The organism is Cytobacillus sp. Bac17 (genome assembly GCF_024519925.1).
Classification (GTDB): domain Bacteria; phylum Bacillota; class Bacilli; order Bacillales; family Cytobacillaceae; genus Cytobacillus; species Cytobacillus pseudoceanisediminis.
In genome coordinates this window covers 40,283-62,510 of sequence record NZ_JALJRC010000005.1, presented here as the reverse complement: position 1 = coordinate 62,510, position 22,228 = coordinate 40,283, and the positions used below count along the sequence as shown (strand labels likewise).

Sequence of the window (22,228 nt, the reverse complement as noted above, 5' to 3'; positions counted from 1 at the left end):
TCTATGAATTTCTTATTTCTTTCAATAGTTAGATAATATTATAAAGGCAACTTATGATAAATAAAATGGATAAAACCTACTGAACATGTATGGGGTACAGCATTTGGCTGTACCCCATTATTAAGACCGCTCAATCATTTACCGAATGAAGTACCCCACAAGAATCGACCCGGCACTATACACCAGCAATAAAGCCATTATCACATTAAACTGACTTCTATACTTCGTAATGAAGGATTGAAATATGGATCCAAAAACACTCCAGCAAAAGGTGCTCAGGAAACCAACAAATGCAAGGAAAATGGAAAAGAATATCAGGCTCGTATGTGAGGTATGGTATGGAAGGATAAAGGTTGATATAACGGTAACCCCATATAAAATCCCCTTTGGATTAATAAATTGTAAAAGCATCCCGATAAAAAAGCCGTTATGCTTATCATCATTATTGTTCTGGTCATCCGATTTACTTGTCATGATTTTATAAGCCAAAAACAGCATATAAATGACCCCAACGATGGTCATGATTAATTCAACCCTTGGAATGAATTGATGAAGCAATAGATTAAAATAGCTGCAAAGTATCATTATGACAAAGAACCCTGCGCTTACGCCCAAACAAAATCGAATCGTATTTCTTAAACCGAACCGGTTAGCGAATACCATGGCCATAATATTGTTTGGACCTGGCGTAAAGCTGGTAACAAAAACATATAAGAAAAAAGATAAAAATGACATAACTCCTTTCCTCCTCTGTGTGTATGTTATAATGTACAGAAACGACAATATAACGATTTACTACATATTGTATATTATGGACGTTATATTGTACAGATGAAAGGAATGCAGCTATGGAGGAAATTCATTTAATTCTTGCTAAGAATTTAAAGGCATTTCGAGAAAGCAAAAAATTAAGTTTAGAGAAGGTGGCCGAATTAACGGGAGTAAGCAAAACGATGATCGGCCAAATTGAACGGGGTGAATCAAGCCCTACCATCACAACCATTTGGAAGATCGCAAATGGTCTAAAGATCTCTTTTACCTCCCTGATTAATCATCCGCAGCCGGATACTCAAGTTGTTTTGAAGAAGGAAATTCAGACATTATCAGAGGATCATGGCAGGTATCGGGTATACCCTTACTTTCCTTTCGAAAACGATAAGCGATTTGAAGTGTATACCGTCGAAATCGACAAAGGTGGATACCTTAGCGCTGAACCACATATCGAGGGAACCGAAGAGTTGATTGTGGTCTTTGATGGGGAAATCACCATACGGGTGAATAATGATGAATATACGTTAGAAAGCGGTGACTCCATCAGATTTAAAGCTGATCGGCCCCATACCTATCATAATTCAGGGAAATCTTTGGCACGTGTCAGTATGATTTTATTTTATCCGGCAGAATAAATGCGTTGCTATGATTGGCGTAAATCCAACTGAAAGCTTAAATTGACAAACCCTTCCGCAAAAAAGCAGCCTCCCGGGGCTGCTTTCCTTTTGTCTTTCTCATACTGTGTATTTAACCAATAAAGTGTGTATTCTAAGGTTTTTCCAGTAATAGCGCAATTCCTGCCCACCGCCTATACAAAGTGACGCAAGCCCATATTTCACAACCCTTTCATTCATCTCCAGCGCCAGAGAATAACTAATTCGGGCTCCACTTGTTCCAACTGGTTGTCCCAGAGCGATTGCTCCACCATTCACATTGACGACTTCCTAATCCAATTTCAATTCTTTGATTACGGCTAATAACTGTATATAGGAATCGGTTAATGTTCCCCACAGCATATCATCAACCGGTTTGATACAGAAAAGCTTACTGGTTTGCTTAACGTTGTGTAAGTGACATTATAATTGGTTGGATGTAAGGTCCTGCCATTTACTAAACCTTCGCCGTATATAAAAGAAAACAATAATCAATTTTTCAGTCCATTGACACTCCTAATCTTTCCGGATTTTTGGTATATTAACAGATGAGAATATTTGGAAGGGGAGAAAAGAATGAATGAACTAGTGTTTAAACAGTTTGAGAAGACAAGAGGTTATTTTATTAAAAAGATCGAGTCAGTATCAAAGGATGTAGCAAGTATACAGCCAGACGGTTTTAACAACACGATCCATTGGCATATTGGCCATGTATTAACGGTCTGTGAACAGTTTATGTTCGGCTTTCCCCGCAAAACGACCCATATCCCTGCAAACTATATTGAATTATTTGGAAACGGTACAAAGCCGGCTGATTGGAAAGGTGATATACCTGAAGCAGATGAGCTCATTATCCAGCTGAAGGATCAATTGGCCCGAATCCAGCAAATTCCAGCTGAACGGTTAAATGAAAAGCTGGATAAACCATTTTTGGGACTTGAAACCTTTGGTGAATTAGCCGAATTTGCGTTGTTTCATGAGGCAAACCATTTGGGGCATATTCAAGCGATGGAACGGGTTATTCATCATACAGGAGTAAAGAACTAAAAAAGAAAAGATCATTTTAATTTTAGTCTTAAAAGTGACAAAGGGTGCCCATCGATATTACGTAAAGCACCATTGGGCATCCTTTCTTATCTACATCTACTCTCTCGTCCCCAGGACATCTGTATTTGGCGGTTCATACCCTAACTGGCGGGCCATCGCCATTATCTGTCCTTTGTGATGGTATTCGTGAGTGACAGTATGCATGAACAGTTTTCGAGGAGTCATTGAAATCTCCTCAGTTGATTCTCTCCAAGGAATAGGCTGCACGATTGACTCATCCATTTTTTGAGAAAATGACTCAAGAACTTCATACACATAAGCATCTGCTTCTTCAAATAGTGTCCTGATTTCCTCGATACCGATTGTCGGAATGTTTTCTCTAGGCGTGATAGGCTTCTTCGTTTTTAATAAAACAAATGATCCTAGCCAGCCATGATAACAATTCGCTACATGAACAAGTGTGTCACGCACACTCTGCCAGCCGAATCCCATTTCACACGTAAAATCTTTTGGATCCATTTTACTGCAAAAGTCCAAAAGCACTTCTCGATTCTCTTTGACCCATTCATATTCTTTCCGCTCCATTGTATCCGTCCTCTTTTCTTTCTACTCTTTACTTTGCCTTGAACCCCTGGACTTTTCGAATATAGATGATCTGTCCAATATGATTAGTGTTATGTGTGCACAAATTTGATAACGCCCCCCACCAAAGCGCGTCTACAGGAAAATGGGGGATTTGTTCATGCAATTTTGATTCCGTGCCTGCCTCAATCTCATTTTGCCGCTAAGCTGATCCCTCGTCTAATCGTCGTACAAGTTCTTGCCATTTGATTTCGGTAAATCTTCAGCAGAAAGTCCAAAACACTTAAACGGCCTTAGCCCTATATGATATAGAGCTAAAGCACCCTAAAGCTTTTTTATTATTTACACTGTCCACTTGACAGGGGGCAGATCACATGAAAATGCATTACTAAATTGAGGGACAGGCACTGCTCCTTTTCCTTAAAAAACAATTGTTTTGTTTTCATGAACAATAATCCGGTCTTCTAAATGCCATTTAACCGCTCTGGCAAGAACACTTCGTTCAATAGAACGTCCGCTCTTTTTTAGATCATCTATATGATCCCGGTGGTCAACACGCTTGATATCTTGTTCAATGATTGGTCCTTCGTCAAGATCGTTTGTAACATAATGAGACGTTGCCCCAATTATTTTTACTCCGCGCTGATGGGCTCGATCATATGGCCTCGCACCAACAAATGCAGGAAGGAAAGAGTGATGGATATTAATGATCTTGAATGGATGAGCCCCAACAAAGGCTGGCGTCAAAATTTGCATATATCTTGCTAAGATGATTAAGTCAATATCAAATTCTTTTAAAAGCTGCAGCTGTTTTTCTTCAACTTCCTCTCTATTTTCTTTACTTGCTGGTATGTAAAAGAATGGAATATGCAAGGATTCTGCAATCTGTCTTGCTTCCTCGTGGTTGCTCACAATAAGAGCGATGTCGGTAAGCAAATCACCACTTTGCCATTCCCATAACAGCTCACGTAAACAATGAAGTTCTTTTGATACGAAAATAGCTGTCTTCTTCAATTCATAAACAAATGCTAATTTCCATTCCATTGAAAATGTTACTGCGATTTCCTTAAATTGACTCTTCAACTCTTCTTCCTTCGACTGTAAACCAGGACATTCAAACTCGATTCGTATAAAAAAGGTTCCACCCTCTGGATTTGTCGAATATTGACTCGATTCAATAATATTTGCATCATGCTGGAACAGAAACCTGGATACAGCAGCCACAATGCCCGGTTGATCAGGACAATTGATAAGCAGCCGCCCTCTGTTTTTTTGACTTTCTCTAAATACTTGAAGTTGTTCTTGAATAGATGAATTCATATGAATCTCCTTTTTTAATTTTAATAACTATAATAGACTTATTGTTTTGAATTTAAAAGCATATTTTTATTATAAAGTTATTTATTTGGGTTTATGGGATAGTAAACATGGAGTAAAGCTGAAATCTTGGTGCCAGCCCTTTCAATGGAATGGACAGACATTGCATTTCTTCGAGTGGAATGTCTACGAAAGAGCTACTCGAAGAAGCGGCAGCTCTTTTTTATCTAAAAGATTGTTGTTTTTTATGATTTTGTGATTAAAAAACAAAGAGTGAGGAGAGGTAGATTTCCGCTCCAGGATGCTCAGCGAACCACGAGGCGGGCGGTGTGCCTCCTCGGCTCGCAGCGCCTGTGGGGTCTCACCATTTTGCGAAAACAGCCTTAAGATTAAATAGGTTAATGATTGGATTCGACCTTACAGAGAAGGGACCGTGTCTATCCTGCAAATAATAAAGGTGCCCTCCTACGGTGAGTGAATTCTTAAACACACCGAGAGTTTTGCACCTCTTGGGCAGTCCAATGGAATCTTCCATCATACAGATACATGTCAAAAACGGTTCCCTAGCTTTCTTCCTGAAAGCAAAAGAACCGTCCTTAGTTTCTCATAATCACATTCCAAACTTCTTCAGCCTTTTATAAAAAGTACTTCGTGGAATGCCAAGGAATTTTGCAGCTGCTGTTACATTTCCATTTGTCCGTTTTAAAGCGTCCAGCATTAAATCCCTTTGGATTTTCTCACGTGTGTTTAAGCTTGTTTCTTCCACTTTGTCTTCTTCAAACCGATTCGCTGAAGCGGAAGAATAATTCAAGTTTAATAGCTCTGGAGGCTGTTCTAAAATGGTGTAGTCTGACTGTTGTTCCGGGAGCATGATGTGCAGCCGTTCGATCAAATTGGTTAATTCCCTTATGTTTCCTGGCCAGTCATAGTCTCTTAATCTGGTAATCAGATCTTGGATGTCTATGCTGCCTATGCTCCAATTGTTCTTTTGGCAAATATGCTTAATGAGATGCGGGATATCTTCTTTTCTATTTCTTAAGGGCGGAACATCGATTGGATATACATTTAAACGGTAATAGAGGTCCTCACGGAATTCTCTCCGTTTTACAAGGTCAGTAATGTCACGATGTGTCGCCGTTATGATCCGGACATCCAAAGGAACTTCTTTGGTTCCGCCAATAGGGGTGACTTTCCTTTCCTGAAGGACACGCAGTAAAGCTACCTGCATCGTGTGAGGAATTTCACCAATTTCATCAAGAAAAATCGTCCCCCTTTGAGCCTGCTCAAATTTCCCTTTATTTCCTTGACGTTTTGCCCCGGTAAAAGCCCCTTCTGCATACCCAAAGAGTTCACTTTCCATCAGGTCTTTAGGAATAGCGCCGCAATTCAACGAGATAAAAGGGCCGCTTTTGCGAGGGCTGTTATCGTGAATGGCCCTTGCAATCAACTCTTTGCCTGTACCCGTTTCCCCTGAGATAAATACGGTAGCATCTGTTGGAGCAACGAGTTTTACTTTCTTTAAAGTGTTCTGGAAAATCTCACTTACTCCACATTCCCCTTTAAATACAAAGGAGTCTGCTGGTCTTGAGGGAAGGAAGCAAGCTTTTTGATGAGGCACATTCACTTCAGACAGGAAAAGGCAGATTCCATTCAGACAGTTGTCTTCCTTTGTATAGAAGGGCATTTCAGACTTGATCCGGTATCTGTTATGCAGTAATTCCTGCAGATTCATTCCAATGACCTGCGGTATTTTCTCACGGACGGGTTTACTCGCGGATATGATTTGTTTGTTCTGATTACATACAATGAAGAGCTGGCTGTGATGGGTCTCAGCTAATTGGGATGCTTGCCGGACCATTGTGATTTCTTTTCTGTGGGATCTCTTAATTAATTCTTTTTCAATCGCATAAGCAATGGAAGTAACCATGCCAATCATAAAAGGGTGAGATTGCTCTACGGGACATGAAACATCGATGACTCCAAGTAATCTTCCATGGTCGTCCATAATGGGAGTGGCAGAGCAGCTCCATTGATGAGAAGCTACAGAATAATGCTCAGGGCCCTGAATCATGACTGCTTCTTTTGTTGCCAATGCCGTTCCGATTGCATTGGTCCCGACAGCGCCCTCAGTCCAGCGTACGCCTTCCATAAAGTTAATTTTGCTGGCATCCATTAAGGTTTTTTCATTCCCTAATAGGGATAATACATATCCATCAGGATCGACCAATAATGCCATCATGCCAGAACTTTTTATCATCGGTTCCATCTTTTTTAAATACGGGTCAGTCATTTCGATAAGCAGTGAATTTTGAGCTTTCTTATTATGTAATTCCTCTTCAGTTAATAAATGCATGCCTTTATTCAAATATGGGTTTACTCTTTCTTTTTTACATCGGTACCAGGATTCCAAAATTCGTTTGTCTAATCGTGATTGGTCAAGAACACCTTCATGAACAAATCGCTTCCAAGTATCAAAATAAAAAGTAGTATCCATGGAGCCCCCTCTATTCAGAAAAATTTTCCGGCATACATTTATTTCATTTGAACATGAGTCTCTAAGTGTTAATAGGCATTTTTCAAGTTTATTATATTAAATTATGTATCCGCTTTCAATAAGCAGCGGTTCCTTATTATGAATATTCAAAAAAATAAACTTCGCGCATTAGCACGAAGCCTGAAATGATCTTATAATGATGGATCTACCAATATTTTAATTTGGTTTTTATTTTTCGTGAGTGCTTCAAACCCTTCAGTAACGATTTGATCAAGGGAAATTTTTTTTGTGATGAACTCTGTTGCTTTCATTTGCCCATTCGCAAGCAATTGAATAACTTGCGGGAAGATGTTTCGATAAGCTATGATACTAGTCATCTTTCTCTCTGTTAAAATAAATTGGTTTACCGGAATGCTGGCAGGTTTTTCCCATATACTGATATTCACTACATTCCCTTCCGGTTTTGTCGATTCAATTGCGGTATGAATAGCAGCCTCGATGCCAGCTGCCTCAAATGCAACATCAACTCCAAGCCCATCAGTAAATTCTTTTATGGCTTGAATGGGGTCACTTTCTAAAGGATCCATGACAAGGTCTGCTCCAGCCTGTTTTGCAAAATCCCTTCGTTCCGGGGAAACCTCGACTGCAACGATTTTACTTGCACCAGCTGCCTTAGCTGCTTGAATAACCAACAAACCGATTGGCCCTGTTCCAATAACAGCGACTGAATCCCCAATCTTCATGTCACTTTGGCGGACAGCGTGAACGGCAACAGCTGCCGGCTCAACTAGAGCTGCCTGTTCCCATGTCATATGGTCCGGAATTTTATGAATCATCTTAGATGGCAACACACTGTATTCTGAAAAGCCGCCTAATCCGCCGGAGAGACCGATAAAACCTAATTGTTCACAAACATTATAGTGTCCTTTCCGGCAAGAGCGGCATGTACCGCAGCTGTAAATCGGTTCTACGCACACGCGGTCCCCCACTTCTATTCCAGTTACATCTTCCCCAACGGCAGCGACCCCCCCGGCAAACTCATGACCCATGACAATCGGCGCCTTGTCCTTCGATATGGGGTGGGGTTCTTCTACTGGGATAAAAATGGGACCGGCCAAATATTCGTGCAAATCTGACCCGCATATGCCACAATAAGAAACCTTTATTTTCACCTGATCCTTTTCAAGAGAAGGCTCAGGAATTGTTTCCACACGGATATCTTTTGTGTTATACCAAAGAGCAGCTTTCAATCAAATCCCCCCTTTTATACATGAACAGCATGACCAACAGCACTTAGCAGCGCTTCATGAACGGCTTCAGAAAGGGTTGGATGGGCGGCGATGAAATTTTCCATCAGGTCTGCTGTCAATTCTGCATGAAGCATGACAGCTCCTTGCCCAATAAGCTCTGTTGCATGAGCTCCCACGATGGAAATTCCGACGATTTCCCCGAATTCCGGATCGATCATAACCTTTACTTTTCCAGCCTGTTCATTGGCGATTAGCGCCTTGCCATTTGCCGAGAATGGAAACTCACCCATTCTGATATCACCATATTTTTCTCTCGCCTGCTTTTCTGTTAAGCCAACACTTGCGATTTCAGGTGATGTGTAAATACAGCGGGGAACAGCGCTGGCATGAACTACAGCATCCATTCCGCAGGCATTTAAAGCCGCCACTTTTCCTTCATGGAAAGCCATATGGGCAAGCTGAATTCCACCGACTACGTCACCGCATGCATAAATGGAAGGGATGTTTGTTTGCATATGGTCATTAACATGGATCCCCTGATGGGAAAAGTCAACCCCTACACCTTCTAAACCCAAGTGATTGACTCTAGGCTTGCGGCCAACGGAAACGAGAACCCGGTCTGCCTGAATTTCATGGAGTCCCTTATCGTCTTCAATGAACGCTTTCTTCCGGGCTGCTTCCAAATGCTTGAGAGCAGCAGAAGTGTAAATCGCTGCGCCGTCTTCTTCAAGCTGTTTATGTAAGACACCAGCGATATCCTCATCTTCGCCTGGAAGGAGCTGACCCGCCATCTCGACAATGGTCACTTTTGTGCCCATTCTGCTGAAAATACTGGCAAACTCACAGCCTATTACACCACCGCCGACAATCAGCAGCGAGGATGGAATCGACTGAAGTGACATTGCCTGGCCGCTATGAATCACCCATTCTCCATCAAAGGGGGCGAAGGGCAATGGGGCAGGTTCGGAACCTGCCGCTATGATTATGTTATCGGCCTTCATTTCTTGCTGATTTCCATTGCTCACAACCTGCAGAGCTTTACTTGTCTTGAAAGAGGCCGTTCCTTTAATTACCTTCACTTTATTTTTCTTCATTAAATATTGAATCCCTTGAACAAGAGTTGAAACGATCCTGTTTTTACGATCCTGGACTGCATTCCAATCAATTTCTATTTGCCCAGATGGCAGATGAATTCCAAACTTATTGGCATGATATAGCTGACTGTACACTTCAGCACTTTCTAACATAGATTTTGTAGGCATACAGCCTTCATTTAAACATGTTCCTCCAAGAGGCCCTTGGTCAATAATGGTCACTTCCTGTCCCTGCTGGGCAGCCGTAATGGCAGCTACATATCCAGCAGGTCCGCTTCCAATAATGGCGATCGATCCCAAAGCATTCCCTTCTTTCTATAAAAGCATCGTAACCGGCTCTTCCAAAAACTGTTTGACTGTTTGTAAAAACGCTGCTGCCGGTGCTCCATCAAGGACACGGTGGTCAAACGTCAGACTGAGAGGCAGGATGCTTCTTTTTTCTAGTGTTTCCCCCTTAAAAACCGGCGTATCATAGACTGCGCCGACCCCAAGGATCCCTGATTCCGGCGGATTTAAGATTGGGGTAAAATGTTCCACACCGTAAGAGCCAAGATTACTGATCGTAAAGGTAGATCCCTGCATCTCCTCGCTGCTCAGCTGCCCAACTCTTGCCTTCTGTGCCAACGTTTTAATGCTACTTGACAATTCAATGAGCGAACACTTTTCAGAATGGCGAATAACTGGAACAACTAAGCCCTTATCAATAGCAACTGCCATTCCAAGATGCACATGCTTAAATAAATGGATTGTTTCATTGATATAGGCACTATTCATTTGCGGATGCTTCTGAAGCGAAAGCACCACAGCCCGAGCGATAAAGTTAGTCACCGACAGTTTACTCTCATAACGGTTTTGGACCGTTTCGGCTGTTTGCTTCTGCAATGAGATTAATTCCGTCACATCCACCTTCATGTTCATCGTCAGCTGTGCGGTCTGCTGCAGGCTATCATGCATTCTGCCTGCAATAACCTTTCGAATGCCAGAAACCTTCATTTCCTGGGTCTGTTCAGCTGATTCCAAGGCGGGTTTATCCATTTGCTTCTCTTCTGCCTTTTGCACACGGGATTGTTTCAAAGCTTCCTGGACATCTTCCTTTGTAATTCTTCCTCCAGGTCCTGTGCCCTGGATTTCACTAATATTGATGCCGCCCGCTTCTGCCATTTTTCTGGCTACTGGAGAGATTTTTACGCGGTCTCCACCGGTTTTCACCTGCTTGCTCTTCTCTGGAGATTCAGCATCTGCTTTAGGCTCCTCAGTTTGTACAGAGGCACTCACCGGAGCAATTTTTTCACCAGGATTGCCGATATAACAAATAACAGCTCCTGGCGGGACTCCTTCCCCTTCAGGAACGGCAATTTCCAATAATGTTCCTTCTGCTGGAGATTCTACATCAATTTCAATTTTTTCCGAGCTGACACTTGCAATCGGTTCTCCTTTTCCAACCCGATCCCCGACCTGCTTGTTCCATATGGATACCGTTCCTTCCTTCATGGCCATTCCCAATTTTGGCATTACAACTTCTACTGACATGGTTATCCCGCCTTCCCATTACACTTCAAGAGGTGTTCCTAATAACTCCGATACCACTTTCACCACTCGTTCTGCTTTTGGCAGATAAAGATCCTCAAGCGGCGGAGAGAATGGTACGGGAGTATGAGGAGCTGTGATCCGTTTGATTGGTGCATCAAGGTAATCGAATCCTTTGTCAGCCACCAGTGCGGCTATATCTGTCGCTATACTGCACCTAGGATTCGCTTCATCAATCACAATGAGTCTATTTGTCTTTTCTACTGATGAAAGAATCGCTTCTTCATCCAATGGCGAAAGGCTTCGCGGATCGACAACTTCAATTTCAATTCCTTTTTGAGAAAGCTGTTCGGCAGCCTCCAATGCGGTATGAACCTGCTTCCCTATGGCTACAACCGTCACGTCTGAACCTTCCCTTTTAATATCTGCTTTGCCGATTGGAATCGTATAATAGCCTTCCGGGACATCACCTGTCATGTTATAGAGGGTCTTGTCTTCAAAAAAGATGACAGGGTCATTATCCTCGATTGCCGCAAGCAATAATCCCTTTGCTTCATATGGGGTTGATGGAACGACCACTTTCACACCAGGGATTGCAGTAAATAGTGCATATAAACTTTGAGAATGCTGGGCAGCGGCTCTAAATCCGGCGCCATGCATCGTTCTGATCGTGACCGGAACCTGGGCCTTTCCGCCAAACATGTAACGGAATTTTGCCCCCTGATTTAAAACCTCGTCCAAGCAGCTTCCGATAAAATCATTAAACATTAATTCGGCAATGGGACGCAGTCCGGTAGATGCAGCAGCCATTGCAGCTCCCATATATCCCGCTTCCGTAATCGGTGTATCTAAAATCCGCTCCCGCCCAAACTCCTGGACAAGACCTTTCGTGACCCCGAGCACACCGCCCCATGCATCTTCATCCTGTAAGTGGTCCACCTGGGCTCCGCCGGCAACATCCTCACCCATTAGAATGACATTCTCATCCTTGCGCATCGCCAGTTTCATAGCCTCATTGATCGCCCCTGACATACTTACCTTTCTTGTCATGAAAGACTCCTCCTTTTATTTAAAGTGTCCTTTAGTCAAAACATTGTCTTGTATACTCTTATAACTAATAAGAGACATATACGTCCGTTAACAGCTCAGATGCATTCGGATAGGGACTTTCTTCGCTGAACTTTACAGCCTGATTCACTGCTGCCTCAACAGATTCTTCAATTGCCTCAACTTCCCTTTCAGCAAGCAGCTGCTCATTCAACAAATGATTTCTAAAGAGGAGAATGGCATCTTTATCCTGCTTGTGCTCTGCTTTTTCCTGATCTGCTTTGTAGGTTTGGGCGTCCCCTTCAAAATGGCCATAATTCCGGTATGTCACACATTCAATCAGTGTCGGACCTTCCCCGCGTCTTGCCCGCTGAACAGCTTCTTCAGCAGCCTGGTATACAGCCAGAACATCCTTCCCATCCACCTTGATGCCAGGAATATTGTAGGCAATTGCCCGGTCCACAATGGACTTACAGCTCGATGCATACGAAAATGGCGTCGCTTCCGCATATCCATTGTTTTCAGCAACAAAGACAACAGGAAGCTTCCAGATCGCAGCCAGATTAATTCCCTCGTGGAAGGTCCCATGGTTCTGGGCACCGTCACCAAAGAAGCAAACGCTTACATTATCAGTCTTTTTATACTTGGCTGTTAGTGCTGAACCACAGGCGAGCGGAAATCCTCCACCTACAATTCCATTGGCTCCAAGCATGCCTTTATCAAAGTCGGCAATATGCATGGAACCTCCCTTTCCTTTACATAGCCCTGTGACTTTTCCATAAATTTCAGCCATCATCCCATCCAAATCACAGCCTTTCGCAATGCAGTGCCCATGTCCGCGATGGGTGCTTGTTATGCTGTCCTTGTCATTTAAATGCGCACAAACCCCAACAGCGACCGCTTCCTCACCTGCGTATAAATGAACAAATCCCGGCAGGATTCCCTTTGCAAACAGCTCATGAACTCGATCCTCAAACTGACGGATCTCAACCATTTTTTGATACATCCACTGGGCTTTCTCCTTTGATAAAGCTACATCTTTACTGCTTTCCAATGCTTTCATTCTTTCAGCCTCCTTGGAAAAATAGATTTCAACTAAATTAATTGCAAGAACCGTGCCAAGATAGTAAGCCGCTAAATTCAGCAATTTTGTATAATTTTGCTCGAAAAAAATAGACAAATCGAGACAGTGTCTCGATTTGTCTACTTATGTTTCTACTAAAAAGGATTTCTATTTTACAGACGGAAGAAGCCAGCCAGCACCAAAGAGAGCAGCATCCATCATGGCTTCGAGTTCTAATTTCTCTTTGGCTTTAACAGTTGATTTTTGCTAATAGAGCTGAGAAAAAAAATAAATGAAATTGCTTAAAATATTTACTAAAATAAAACATTTCACCTTTGGTGTTTTTGGTATAATTTAGTAATAAATTCAAAGGTGGTTACTATGAACTATTTTCTTAGTTTTATTCTAGCTGTATCTCTTACTTCATTGTCTTATTTTTTCGGCAGTATCCTTACAAAGAATGCTATTTCTGTTCTAGCAGCATTCATAATCGGTACTTCAGTAGTGTCTTTAGGATCCATTACGGAGGCATTAGGTGCCCCCATCTGGTTAATTGTTTTAATTCCTTTTCCTGTTGGGATGTTTCTGCTCTATCTTTTTATGAAAAAACCTTTGCCTATTTGGTTTCTTACCTATATAACAACATTAGCTTTGTATTCTGTCATTCACATCATAATGAGTTACTTTTTTAACTTCCACTCATTAATTCCTGCTTGGAAATTGTCGTAATTTAACGGTAATCCTCTTGGATTCCCTGAAACCTGGCCACTCTGTCATTGAAGTTATGAATTGGTGCAAGAGGAAAGCTAAGATGCAGACTCCTTGGAAAATTTATTTCATCTACTTTATTCGTACCAAAAAAAAGAAGTCAATAATACTGGCAATTCTGTGAAAAAACGTTCAAAAAATAGACAAAACGAGACAATGTCCCGATTTGTCTATTTTAATTTCTATTCATAAGGAAGAGAGCTAAAGGGTTAGCGAAACCCAGCCCATGCTTACCTCCTGCCCCGTTCCCCTAAATTAATCCCAATCCCCATATAGATAACGGCAATCAGCAGCATAAACGAAACCGGCAGCAGAATATCACTCCAGCCTGCATCAAAAAGAGCAGCATCCATCATCGCCTCAAGCGCATAACCCATAGGGAAAAGGTCAGCAATAAAGGTGAATACCGGATTATCCATTACACCCGGCGGCACATACACACCGCTGATAATCGGGATAATCGGAATAACAGATGGATAAACCATGTTGAACTTTTCCGGCGCTTTGGTCAAGCCGGCAACCAGCATAGCCAAGCTTACACTGCTAAATGTAAACACGGCGGCAATCGTCAGAATAAGGGAAAGCGGCCCTATTTCATAGTTCATGACAAATTCGAATATCAGAAAAACAGCGGCCATTTGAAAAAATCCAATGAAAAAGCTATACAGCAGATGACCGGTATACATATTGGTTTTACTTACTGGTGATAGGTTCAGACGGTTCCATACCCCGCTGACTTTATCCGCATTTATGCCATTAACCTTAAATCCAATGGTGAACATGGCAATAAACAGGGTAAAGCCAAACAGCAGCTGGGTCCCCATGTTATGGCTGGTCAATTCTCCGCCATTCACGCTTTTGGTGTTAACGGTCAGGGGCGGTTTTTCCAGGTAGTGATCGATTTCTTCTCTTAATTCAGCTGTATCAGCAGAGCCTGCAATCGCCTGAAGCTGTGCTTCCTCCGTAAATACTTTATGAACCTCCTGCTCGATCAGCTGGATGTTGGGCATATCGGATGCGGTTATTAAGCGATAATCCTGTTCCATTAATAGAATGGCAACATCTCTTTTTCCCTCTCTAACCTGTTCACGTGCTTCCCCTTCTTCTGATATAACATATTCGGTATTTTCATTATCCTTATTTAATAACTTTACCCATTTTTGTTCAATCTCCTCGGCATTTGGCCCGGAGGCAAACACAGAAACAGTGGTATTCGTCTGCCAGGCAGAGTTTCCGAAAATGAGGGTAGCTAAGATGCTCAGGCCAATAAATGTCAGGATTAGGAGCGGCTTTCGTTTGTCCTTTAGAAATTGAGCGTAAAACACTGGATACATCAGCTTCGCCCCCTTTTTGGAAAGATTGACACACTGATGGCAAAACAAATGATAAAAACACCCAGAAGAAAAGTAATAGGGAATAGCAAGTCATTGAAATGACTATATTGAACCCATTCAATAAGGGCTGTCTGTGTCAGGCCATTCGGTGTCCATTCGCCGATTTTTTGAATTGGGTCCGGAAGTCCTTCCAGCGGGAAGAAGCTGCCGCCAAGGACGCCAAACCCCATAATGACCAGGGTAGATATACCACTTGCTGCGTTGGTGTCGCTTAGATGGAGTGTTAGAGCCGTAAATAAAGCGGAAAGTCCCCCTACCGTTAAGGCAAATGCGATCAGGACAACCATTAATCCCGCCCAAAACGTGAATGATTTATCCGGAAATACATTTAACACCAATTGAACGACCGTCAGGGTAATCGCGAATTGCAGAATGGCGAGAATAAAAGCGGATACCGTTTTCCCAATTAAGAAAGACAACGGATGGCTATTCGTTAATAAAATCCGATTGAACACCTGCTCCCGCTTTTCTGTCATCGTTTTTAACGAAACCGTTTGAGCCATAAATAAGGCAAACAGGGTTCCGATTGCGATCGTGAAGTATTGGGAAATGGTATATGCATCCGAACCATCATCGCCTTCAACCACTTCCTTGCCACCCTTTGGCAATATCGGTTCTGCCGTGGCCTGGCCTCCTTGACTCCCAAGGGCAAACTGCGTATTTACCGTATTAATAAAGGTATGGACGACCTCTTGAAGGGTGCTGACCTCTGCCGATTCCTCCTCGGCTAAAATGGTTACGGACCCCTGAGATGTTTCCCCTAATAGAACACCGGATAACGATTCAAACGTAAACCCTTCTGGAATTTTAATAATCGCATCCAGTTCCCCGTTTTTCACTTGTTCCGCTGCTTCCTGTTCACTGAAGTCCTTTACAGTCACAAATTCCTTCAAATCTGAGCTGTTCAGAAAATCATGAATAAGCTTTACAGGATCAAGCTGATCTGCTCCTGCAAGTACTGCACTTTTCTCTTCAGGTGATAATCCCTTCGCTTCCACAGCAGCTGCAAATTGCTCCTTCCCCTTCTTCACATTATCCTCCTGCACCACTGAAATATCTATTTGCATCGCTTTTTCATCCTTAAAAAGGCCTGAAAAGGCAAAATTCAAGATCACAATGATCAGGATGGGGAGCAATAATGCCATTAAGATCTCTTTGCGGTCTCTCCAGAAAACCAGGAGATCTTTTTTAATAAAAGCGCCCATTTTTCATCTCTCCTTAATCCCGCAATGTTTTACCTGTCAGGTGCAGAAAGACGTCCTCCAGGCTTGGAATTTCTACTTGATAGTTCATAATTTGAATGCCTTCTTTTTCAGCAGCGTGCACAAGGCTGCTCAAAAGATGATGATTCTTTTTTGCCAGAATGCGAAGGCCCTCACTCGTTTGTTCTACTTGGAGGACATCCGGCAGCGTTTTAATTTTGTCCGTGAATGCTTCGCTTCTCTTGCTGAGCTGAATCCCAATGGTATCTTCACTGGATAAGATGCTCAGCAATTCTTCCTTGCTGCCAGTAGCAATGATTTTTCCATGGTCCATGATGTAGACCCGATTGCATAATTGCTCAACTTCCTCCATGTAATGGCTCGTATACAGGACGGTCGTGCCCTGGGTTTGATTTAATTCCCGAACGGTTTCTAATATATGGTTTCGTGACTGGGGGTCAATGCCGACAGTCGGTTCATCGAGTATAAGGATTTTCGGGTTATGCAGCAGCGCAGCAGCGATGTTGATTCTTCGTTTCATCCCGCCGGAAAAGGTTTTAATCAGCTCCTTTTGGCGATCCTTTAAGCCAACCATATCCAGTACTTCCTGAATACGGACTTCTAAGGTCTCTTTCTCCACCCGGTAGGCTTTTCCGAAAAACTTCAGATTTTCATAGGCTGATAGCTCCTCATATAGCGCAATTTCCTGTGGGACTACCCCCAGCACTTTTCGAAGATCAGAAGGGTTTTGGATCGTGCTTTTTCCATCAAGCTTTACATCCCCGGAAGTCGGCTTAATGAGGGATGCAATCATAGAAATTGTTGTTGATTTACCTGCGCCGTTTGGTCCAAGCAGGCCGACTGATTCGCCTGTATGCAGGTATAGGTTAATTTCATCCACCACTTTTTTATCTTTAAAGCTTTTTGTCAGTTTTACGGTTTCGAGCATGGTTCCACACTCCTTTATTTAGTTGATACGTTCAGGATATAAAAAAAGAAACAGCATCACTACTGTCTCCCGTCACGAGTTATGTATTTCACCATTACTTTCATCATTTTTTCTGAATTAGACAAGGTTATGGCGGATGGCATAGATGGCGAGCTGTGTCCGGTCTCTTAAATCCAGTTTCGTCAAAATCTGGCTTGTGTTATTTTTTACGGTGCCTGTAGAAATAGCAAGACGTTCTGCGATTTCGTTATTGCTGAGCCCTTCTCCAATGCATTTTAGAATGGCCCGTTCCCTGGGTGTTAGAGAAGGATCGGGTTCCTTGGTGTCCTGCTGTTTCATTAGCTGGGGAACAACTTTTGCGGCTACTCCTTCTTCTATGGATAAACCGCCTTTTAGTGCACTTCGGATTGAACGGAGCAGTGAATCCGTGTCACCGTTTTTTAGAATGTAGCCGCTCACGCCGATGCGAAGCGCCTCCATGACATAATTATCGTCATCAAAGGTTGTCAGCATTAAGATCTTGGTTTGTGGCCAGCGGGATTGGATGGTCTTTGCCGCTTTTAGTCCATCCATTACAGGCATGCGGATATCAAGAATGGCAATATCAAATTGCATTTTTTCACAAAGGGCGATGGCTTCTTTGCCGTTATCTGTTTCGCCTGTGACTTTGAACTCCGGTTCGGTTTCAATCATCATTTTTAAGCCCTGTCTTACCATTACCTGGTCTTCTGCGAGGAGTATTCGAATCATGGTATCACCTCTATTCTTATAGATTGTCTTTGAATTTTGCCCGTTGATTTCCGCTGCAGGCACTCGCTTTCCGTGGGGCTACCGGGAGCCTCCTCGCCGCTGCGCGTCTGCGGGGTCTCCCCTGGTTCGCTACTCCCACAGGAGTCTCACACCTTCCGCTTCAATCAACTCAGTGATTATATTTAAATTAGCGCCCAAAAGCCTTTACTAGAACTACCTTATTTTAATAAATCCGTTAACTATGAAGTGTCCTTCAGTTTGGTACACCTTCAAACCACCATTATGCTTCTCTAATCGCTGCCTCATTTGGCTTAGTCCGAAGCCTTCGTGATAGCCCTCCGTTCCAATGAACGGGTTTCGAATTTCAAATCGTAATATGCTGCCGCCTGGTGCTTCGAAGGTGATTTCTGCTTCTTTTGCATCACTATGCTTCATGATATTGGTTAATGCTTCTTGGACTGATCTGTAGATCACAAAGGATTGTTCACCAGTCAACGGGGCAGAAAAGGCACCGTATTTGACGGAGAAATGAATGTGCATCATATTTTCCAATTCGAGCCTGCGAATTAACCGCAGGATGCCAGGAAGCCCGCCGGTGTCATTTGCCTTAAGAGATTTTACGGCCCTGCGTGTTTCGTTGAGGCTTTCATTAGCCAGTTCCTTTAATGATTCCACTCTTTCCTTTTCGTCCGTAGAGGTTTGCAGACGAAACATTTCGAGCTGCATGATAAGGGCGGTCAGCTTATGACCAACTGAATCATGGATTTCATGGGCAATCAGGACCCGCTCCTCTTGCCTGGCAACCTCCTCCTCTGAGACAGCTCTCCGTTTTAAATCGCGAAATTCACTGAAAATAGCCTCATGGCGTGCTTCCAGATCCATGAGATGATCCTTGTTTTTTTTATAATGGATGAGAGCAATCAAAAGGAAAAGGATAAATACAGTTATGAAAGTCTGAAGGAACCAGCCCAGATTACTATGTAAAGTGGTGAACCCTAATGCGATTGCAGCAATTGCCCCATTCACTATACTGTATCGAAACGGTAGCCGATAAAAGCCCTCAGCGATTAGAAGGGAAAGGATGAGAATTAGAAAGGGATTAAAATGATCATTGTAGGGAAACAGGGTTGCTACTGCAATAATCGTATTAGTACCTAATATGAAAAATAAAACAATGGGCTTTTTCTCGATCAAAGGAACGAGAAAAAATAGCAGGAAATAAAATGCCACTCCAAATATGTAAACTGGCAATTTATTTATAGGAAGGTTAAGATAAGCAATCGCAAAAGGCCAAACAACCATATTTAATAGGATCCATAGCCAGTAGGATTTCATATTATGACCCCATTTCTTAAGGGTTTACAACTGTAAATTTTATCATTTAATAACCAAATTAACCATATTTTGTTCTTACAAGCAACGTGGGTCAGATATAATATATATAAAATCCAAGTCTTATAGTAAATTCACCTGTTTTTGAAAAAGTCGCCCTTCATTTACTGCTATATATTTACTAGAAAGTGGTATTTCAACTCCACAGCCGTTTATAGTTAGTAAAAAAACAAACTCTTCCTAAGCCATCACATAATAAGTACCACGAGTTATGTACAATTTCAGGAGCAGATCTTCTATTTGTCACAAAAACCCTCCTTTACTCGTTTTATTTTTGTAGCCTTTGCTTAGAATCAGCATTTGGCACAATAAGATTGGAAGTGAAAAAGATGCAAGAAATGTACATGCAATATAAAGGATTGCTGTTTAAGCTCGCCTATCAATTGACAGGATCTGTCTCTGATGCAGAGGATGTTGTGCATGATGTTTTTTTGAAATTATATGATGTTCCAAAGGAGAAGCTATCTGAGCCTAAAGCTTATCTTTGTAAAATGGTCACAAATCGATGTTATGATTTACAAAAATCGGCGCGCAAAAAACGGGAGCAATATTTGGGGGAATGGCTTCCAGAGCCCCTGTTTCAATCGAGTTCGAGTGACGATTCTATAGAATCAGTCGAGCGGGGTGATTTATTGTCTTATGCGATGATCGTCCTGCTTGAACGGCTTACACCAGCGGAGCGTGTTGTTTTTGTCCTGCGTGAGGCACTGGGCTTTGACTATGAAGAAATTGCAGAGCTTACGGAAAAAAGCACGGTGAATTGCCGTAAACTGTTCAGTCGTGCACGTGCAAAAATGGGGATTACCTCTAAAGAGCTTGTTCATACTGAAACAGCCCCTAACGAACTGATTACTGACTTTCTGGCAGCACTCAAACAGGGGAACATGAAGCGAATGGTATCTATGCTTGATCCTAATGTTATACTGGTCTCTGATGGAGGAGGAAAAGCAAAGGCTGCTATTTTTCCAATTAAAACGAGTGATCACGTTGTTCGCTTTCTTCTCGGCGTTTTACGCAAAGCATCAATGGTTGAGGAAACTCTGCAAATGGAAATCAGTCAAATTAACGAACAACCTGCTTATATCTTAAGAACCCATGACGGCATTCATACAGTGGGAATCATTCATGCAGAGGGAAATTTGATCCGTAACATATACATTATCCGAAACCCCGATAAACTGAAGCATACAGGAGTATTAAGGTAGCATTCAGGTTCTATTTATACAGGGACCGGTAAGATGTCAATTCCATCTTACCGGTCCCTTTTGTTTGATTCAATCTATAAAAGCCCATCATAATCTCAGGTTTATACCACTCATAGCCCAGCTTTAGTCAATCCAAAAGCTGTGTCAGCAGAACCCGGCACATTTTTGAAAGCTATGCTGATACGGTTCCAGGCATTGATTGCCGTAATGGAGAAGGTAAGATCTGATAGTTCTTTTTCTGATAGCTGCTCACGAACACTGTCATAAATGTGATCAGAAACACCGTGTGCAGGCAGTTTAGTCAAAACCTCAGTCCATTCAAGCGCTGCTCGTTCGCGCGGGCTAAATAGAGTGGATTCGCGCCAAATCGGGATATGATAAAGGCGAAGCTCTCTCTCGCCATGGATCTTTGCCTGCTTGATATGCATATCCACGCAAAATGCACATCCATTGATTTGTGAAGCTCTAATGTGAACGAGGTGGATGATTTTCTCTTCAATTGAGCTTTCCTTCTCGGCATTGCTCAGTTCCATCATCTTGTTAACAAATTCCGGAGATTGCTGCATGTAATTAATACGTTGTGTCATTATTGTTGTACCCCTTTTCTTTTATAATTAATTTCTTTTAGTATTTAATCTAAGACTATAACTTTTTTGACGGTCTCAAACTGAAGTTTATCTAATGTTCCTACGTCATCGTTTTCTGTTTATCATTCTCCCTTGATTTGTTGTCCCCCCTCCTTTAATCCTGTTCATAAATATAACGATGCTGGGATTTTTTTTGTGACATCGATTGAGAAAAAATGATTTAAGTGTAAAACTTGGAAAGGGTAATGGTACCGGTGCATCGAAAGACAACTTGAAAGAAAAAAAGTATCTGGTATTTTCAACAGTACCTGATCGGTCACAGTCCCTCAACTGCGTTTCAACAAGTGGCCAGATTGTCAGCTCGCTGAAGTCTGCGGGATGGAGTGTATGGTGGGCAGCATGATTGAAACCAAGATCGGCATTACGGCAGCAGCCCATTTTTGGGGTGATATCAACACAAAAAAGAATAGCCGACTATTATATCGACCATTCTCTATTTATAATAAGTGCGTTTCCCTTAGCTCTTAAATTACTGATAAGATGCTCCTAAACCTATTAACTGAATGAAATGAAAAATAGTAAATTGGCTTTTTCGTTTTATAGAGAGTTAATACAGGAGAACTAAGATATTCCATTTAAGTAACCAAAATTGAGTTAGAGAGCGTTGAAGTTCAAACAGCCCTATTTAATTTGCCCAAGGTCACGTCCTAAAATTTTCCCGGCATTTACTGTTGCTGTTTTTTGCACATTTTTGTATCAGGAATCAATCAACTCATACATGGTATACAATTCATCCAGCAGAGCACGGTGAGATGTGCATGGTGAACCCGTATCTGAACCGGCTCCATTTAAGATATTCCGGTTATGATAGGATTTAAATCCATTCCGATGAATGTTTGGCGATTTCCTCTGCTTTTTTCGTGCATAAGAAAGAATTCCTTCCTGTGTTCCAATTTGCGAACAATGTTGTAATCCAGGACGGCCAATAGCATGTGAGCCAACTTTGAGTCCAAACCGATGTGCCTCCTAACAAATGACTTCTTGCTCTCTTCCAACTCAATGTAATCATAAGATCCCCCCTTAGATGTGCACAGCATTCTTGAACCAGTTCACCATCCGCACTTGTCGCTCCTGCC

The 22,228-nt window shown here is 42.2% G+C and carries 21 protein-coding genes and 1 pseudogene; 5 read left to right on the top strand and 17 right to left on the bottom strand.

Annotated elements, in window-relative coordinates; all coding sequences use genetic code 11:
- Window positions 1-138: 138 nt before the first annotated feature.
- Complete coding sequence (locus NR125_RS09265; RefSeq protein WP_256815138.1) at window positions 139-735, bottom strand: LysE family transporter; 597 nt, start codon at window positions 733-735, stop codon at window positions 139-141.
- Between the two features lie 113 nt (window positions 736-848).
- Between NR125_RS09265 and NR125_RS09260 the strand changes: the two genes are divergently transcribed.
- On the top strand, window positions 849-1,406 hold the full coding sequence (locus tag NR125_RS09260) for a helix-turn-helix domain-containing protein (protein WP_256815137.1): 558 nt from the start codon (window positions 849-851) through the stop codon (window positions 1,404-1,406).
- Between the two features lie 99 nt (window positions 1,407-1,505).
- Here the strand turns inward: NR125_RS09260 and NR125_RS09255 are convergent, their stop codons facing one another.
- A complete protein-coding gene (locus NR125_RS09255; protein ID WP_372675457.1) occupies window positions 1,506-1,703 on the bottom strand; it encodes a hypothetical protein in 198 nt (65 codons plus the stop codon).
- Between the two features lie 297 nt (window positions 1,704-2,000).
- Between NR125_RS09255 and NR125_RS09250 the strand changes: the two genes are divergently transcribed.
- The gene (locus tag NR125_RS09250; protein ID WP_113881654.1) at window positions 2,001-2,471 is read left to right on the top strand and encodes a DinB family protein; all 471 of its coding nucleotides are present in this window, start codon (window positions 2,001-2,003) and stop codon (window positions 2,469-2,471) included.
- Window positions 2,472-2,567: 96 nt separating this feature from the next.
- Here the strand turns inward: NR125_RS09250 and NR125_RS09245 are convergent, their stop codons facing one another.
- The 8 genes from NR125_RS09245 to NR125_RS09205 all read right to left on the bottom strand — a co-directional run bounded on the left by NR125_RS09245 (window position 2,568) and on the right by NR125_RS09205 (window position 12,845).
- The gene (locus NR125_RS09245; protein ID WP_256815131.1) at window positions 2,568-3,056 is read right to left on the bottom strand and encodes a DinB family protein; all 489 of its coding nucleotides are present in this window, start codon (window positions 3,054-3,056) and stop codon (window positions 2,568-2,570) included.
- A gap of 417 nt (window positions 3,057-3,473) precedes the next feature.
- Window positions 3,474-4,373 carry a formyltetrahydrofolate deformylase gene (gene purU, locus NR125_RS09235; RefSeq protein WP_256815130.1) on the bottom strand — a complete coding sequence of 300 codons (900 nt, stop codon included), beginning with the start codon at window positions 4,371-4,373 and terminating at the stop codon, window positions 3,474-3,476.
- 607 nt (window positions 4,374-4,980) lie between these two features.
- Window positions 4,981-6,864, bottom strand: a complete 1,884-nt coding sequence (locus NR125_RS09230) for a sigma-54-dependent Fis family transcriptional regulator (protein ID WP_256815129.1) — start codon at window positions 6,862-6,864, stop codon at window positions 4,981-4,983.
- A 191-nt stretch (window positions 6,865-7,055) separates the two neighbouring features.
- The gene (locus NR125_RS09225) at window positions 7,056-8,114 is read right to left on the bottom strand and encodes a 2,3-butanediol dehydrogenase (protein ID WP_256815128.1); all 1,059 of its coding nucleotides are present in this window, start codon (window positions 8,112-8,114) and stop codon (window positions 7,056-7,058) included.
- Window positions 8,115-8,128: 14 nt separating this feature from the next.
- The gene (lpdA, locus tag NR125_RS09220) at window positions 8,129-9,508 is read right to left on the bottom strand and encodes a dihydrolipoyl dehydrogenase (protein ID WP_256815127.1); all 1,380 of its coding nucleotides are present in this window, start codon (window positions 9,506-9,508) and stop codon (window positions 8,129-8,131) included.
- Between the two features lie 15 nt (window positions 9,509-9,523).
- The gene (locus tag NR125_RS09215) at window positions 9,524-10,738 is read right to left on the bottom strand and encodes a dihydrolipoamide acetyltransferase family protein (protein ID WP_256815126.1); all 1,215 of its coding nucleotides are present in this window, start codon (window positions 10,736-10,738) and stop codon (window positions 9,524-9,526) included.
- A gap of 18 nt (window positions 10,739-10,756) precedes the next feature.
- A complete protein-coding gene (locus tag NR125_RS09210) occupies window positions 10,757-11,785 on the bottom strand; it encodes an alpha-ketoacid dehydrogenase subunit beta (RefSeq protein ID WP_256815125.1) in 1,029 nt (342 codons plus the stop codon).
- Between the two features lie 64 nt (window positions 11,786-11,849).
- Window positions 11,850-12,845 carry a thiamine pyrophosphate-dependent dehydrogenase E1 component subunit alpha gene (locus tag NR125_RS09205; RefSeq protein WP_256815124.1) on the bottom strand — a complete coding sequence of 332 codons (996 nt, stop codon included), beginning with the start codon at window positions 12,843-12,845 and terminating at the stop codon, window positions 11,850-11,852.
- 381 nt (window positions 12,846-13,226) lie between these two features.
- Between NR125_RS09205 and NR125_RS09200 the strand changes: the two genes are divergently transcribed.
- The gene (locus NR125_RS09200; protein WP_192908810.1) at window positions 13,227-13,574 is read left to right on the top strand and encodes a hypothetical protein; all 348 of its coding nucleotides are present in this window, start codon (window positions 13,227-13,229) and stop codon (window positions 13,572-13,574) included.
- A 269-nt stretch (window positions 13,575-13,843) separates the two neighbouring features.
- Here the strand turns inward: NR125_RS09200 and NR125_RS09195 are convergent, their stop codons facing one another.
- The 5 genes from NR125_RS09195 to NR125_RS09175 form a co-directional block, all read right to left on the bottom strand.
- Window positions 13,844-14,947 carry an ABC transporter permease gene (locus NR125_RS09195; protein ID WP_256815122.1) on the bottom strand — a complete coding sequence of 368 codons (1,104 nt, stop codon included), beginning with the start codon at window positions 14,945-14,947 and terminating at the stop codon, window positions 13,844-13,846.
- Complete coding sequence (locus tag NR125_RS09190) at window positions 14,947-16,212, bottom strand: ABC transporter permease (protein WP_256815120.1); 1,266 nt, start codon at window positions 16,210-16,212, stop codon at window positions 14,947-14,949. The genes NR125_RS09195 and NR125_RS09190 overlap by 1 nt, the downstream gene beginning before the upstream one ends.
- A 13-nt stretch (window positions 16,213-16,225) precedes the next feature.
- A complete protein-coding gene (locus NR125_RS09185) occupies window positions 16,226-17,158 on the bottom strand; it encodes an ABC transporter ATP-binding protein (protein WP_192908813.1) in 933 nt (310 codons plus the stop codon).
- Window positions 17,159-17,275: 117 nt separating this feature from the next.
- The gene (locus tag NR125_RS09180) at window positions 17,276-17,908 is read right to left on the bottom strand and encodes a response regulator (RefSeq protein WP_192908814.1); all 633 of its coding nucleotides are present in this window, start codon (window positions 17,906-17,908) and stop codon (window positions 17,276-17,278) included.
- Window positions 17,909-18,121: 213 nt separating this feature from the next.
- Window positions 18,122-19,243, bottom strand: coding sequence for a sensor histidine kinase (locus NR125_RS09175; protein ID WP_192908815.1), 1,122 nt, complete (start codon window positions 19,241-19,243; stop codon window positions 18,122-18,124).
- Window positions 19,244-19,629: 386 nt separating this feature from the next.
- Between NR125_RS09175 and sigJ the strand changes: the two genes are divergently transcribed.
- A complete protein-coding gene (gene sigJ, locus NR125_RS09170) occupies window positions 19,630-20,505 on the top strand; it encodes an RNA polymerase sigma factor SigJ (protein ID WP_256815229.1) in 876 nt (291 codons plus the stop codon).
- A gap of 110 nt (window positions 20,506-20,615) precedes the next feature.
- Here sigJ and NR125_RS09165 read toward each other — a convergent pair whose 3' ends face one another.
- Window positions 20,616-21,092 (bottom strand): carboxymuconolactone decarboxylase family protein, encoded by a 477-nt coding sequence (locus NR125_RS09165; protein ID WP_256815119.1) that lies wholly within the window; start codon window positions 21,090-21,092, stop codon window positions 20,616-20,618.
- A gap of 360 nt (window positions 21,093-21,452) precedes the next feature.
- On the opposite strand from NR125_RS09165, the pseudogene NR125_RS09160 reads away from it, so the two are divergent.
- Window positions 21,453-21,533 (top strand): annotated as a pseudogene (locus tag NR125_RS09160) (hypothetical protein); the annotation flags it as partial.
- Between the two features lie 407 nt (window positions 21,534-21,940).
- On the opposite strand, the gene NR125_RS09155 reads toward NR125_RS09160, so the two are convergent.
- Window positions 21,941-22,105: a hypothetical protein gene (locus NR125_RS09155; RefSeq protein WP_256815118.1), complete on the bottom strand. Its 165-nt coding sequence runs from the start codon at window positions 22,103-22,105 to the stop codon at window positions 21,941-21,943.
- Window positions 22,106-22,228: the final 123 nt, after the last annotated feature.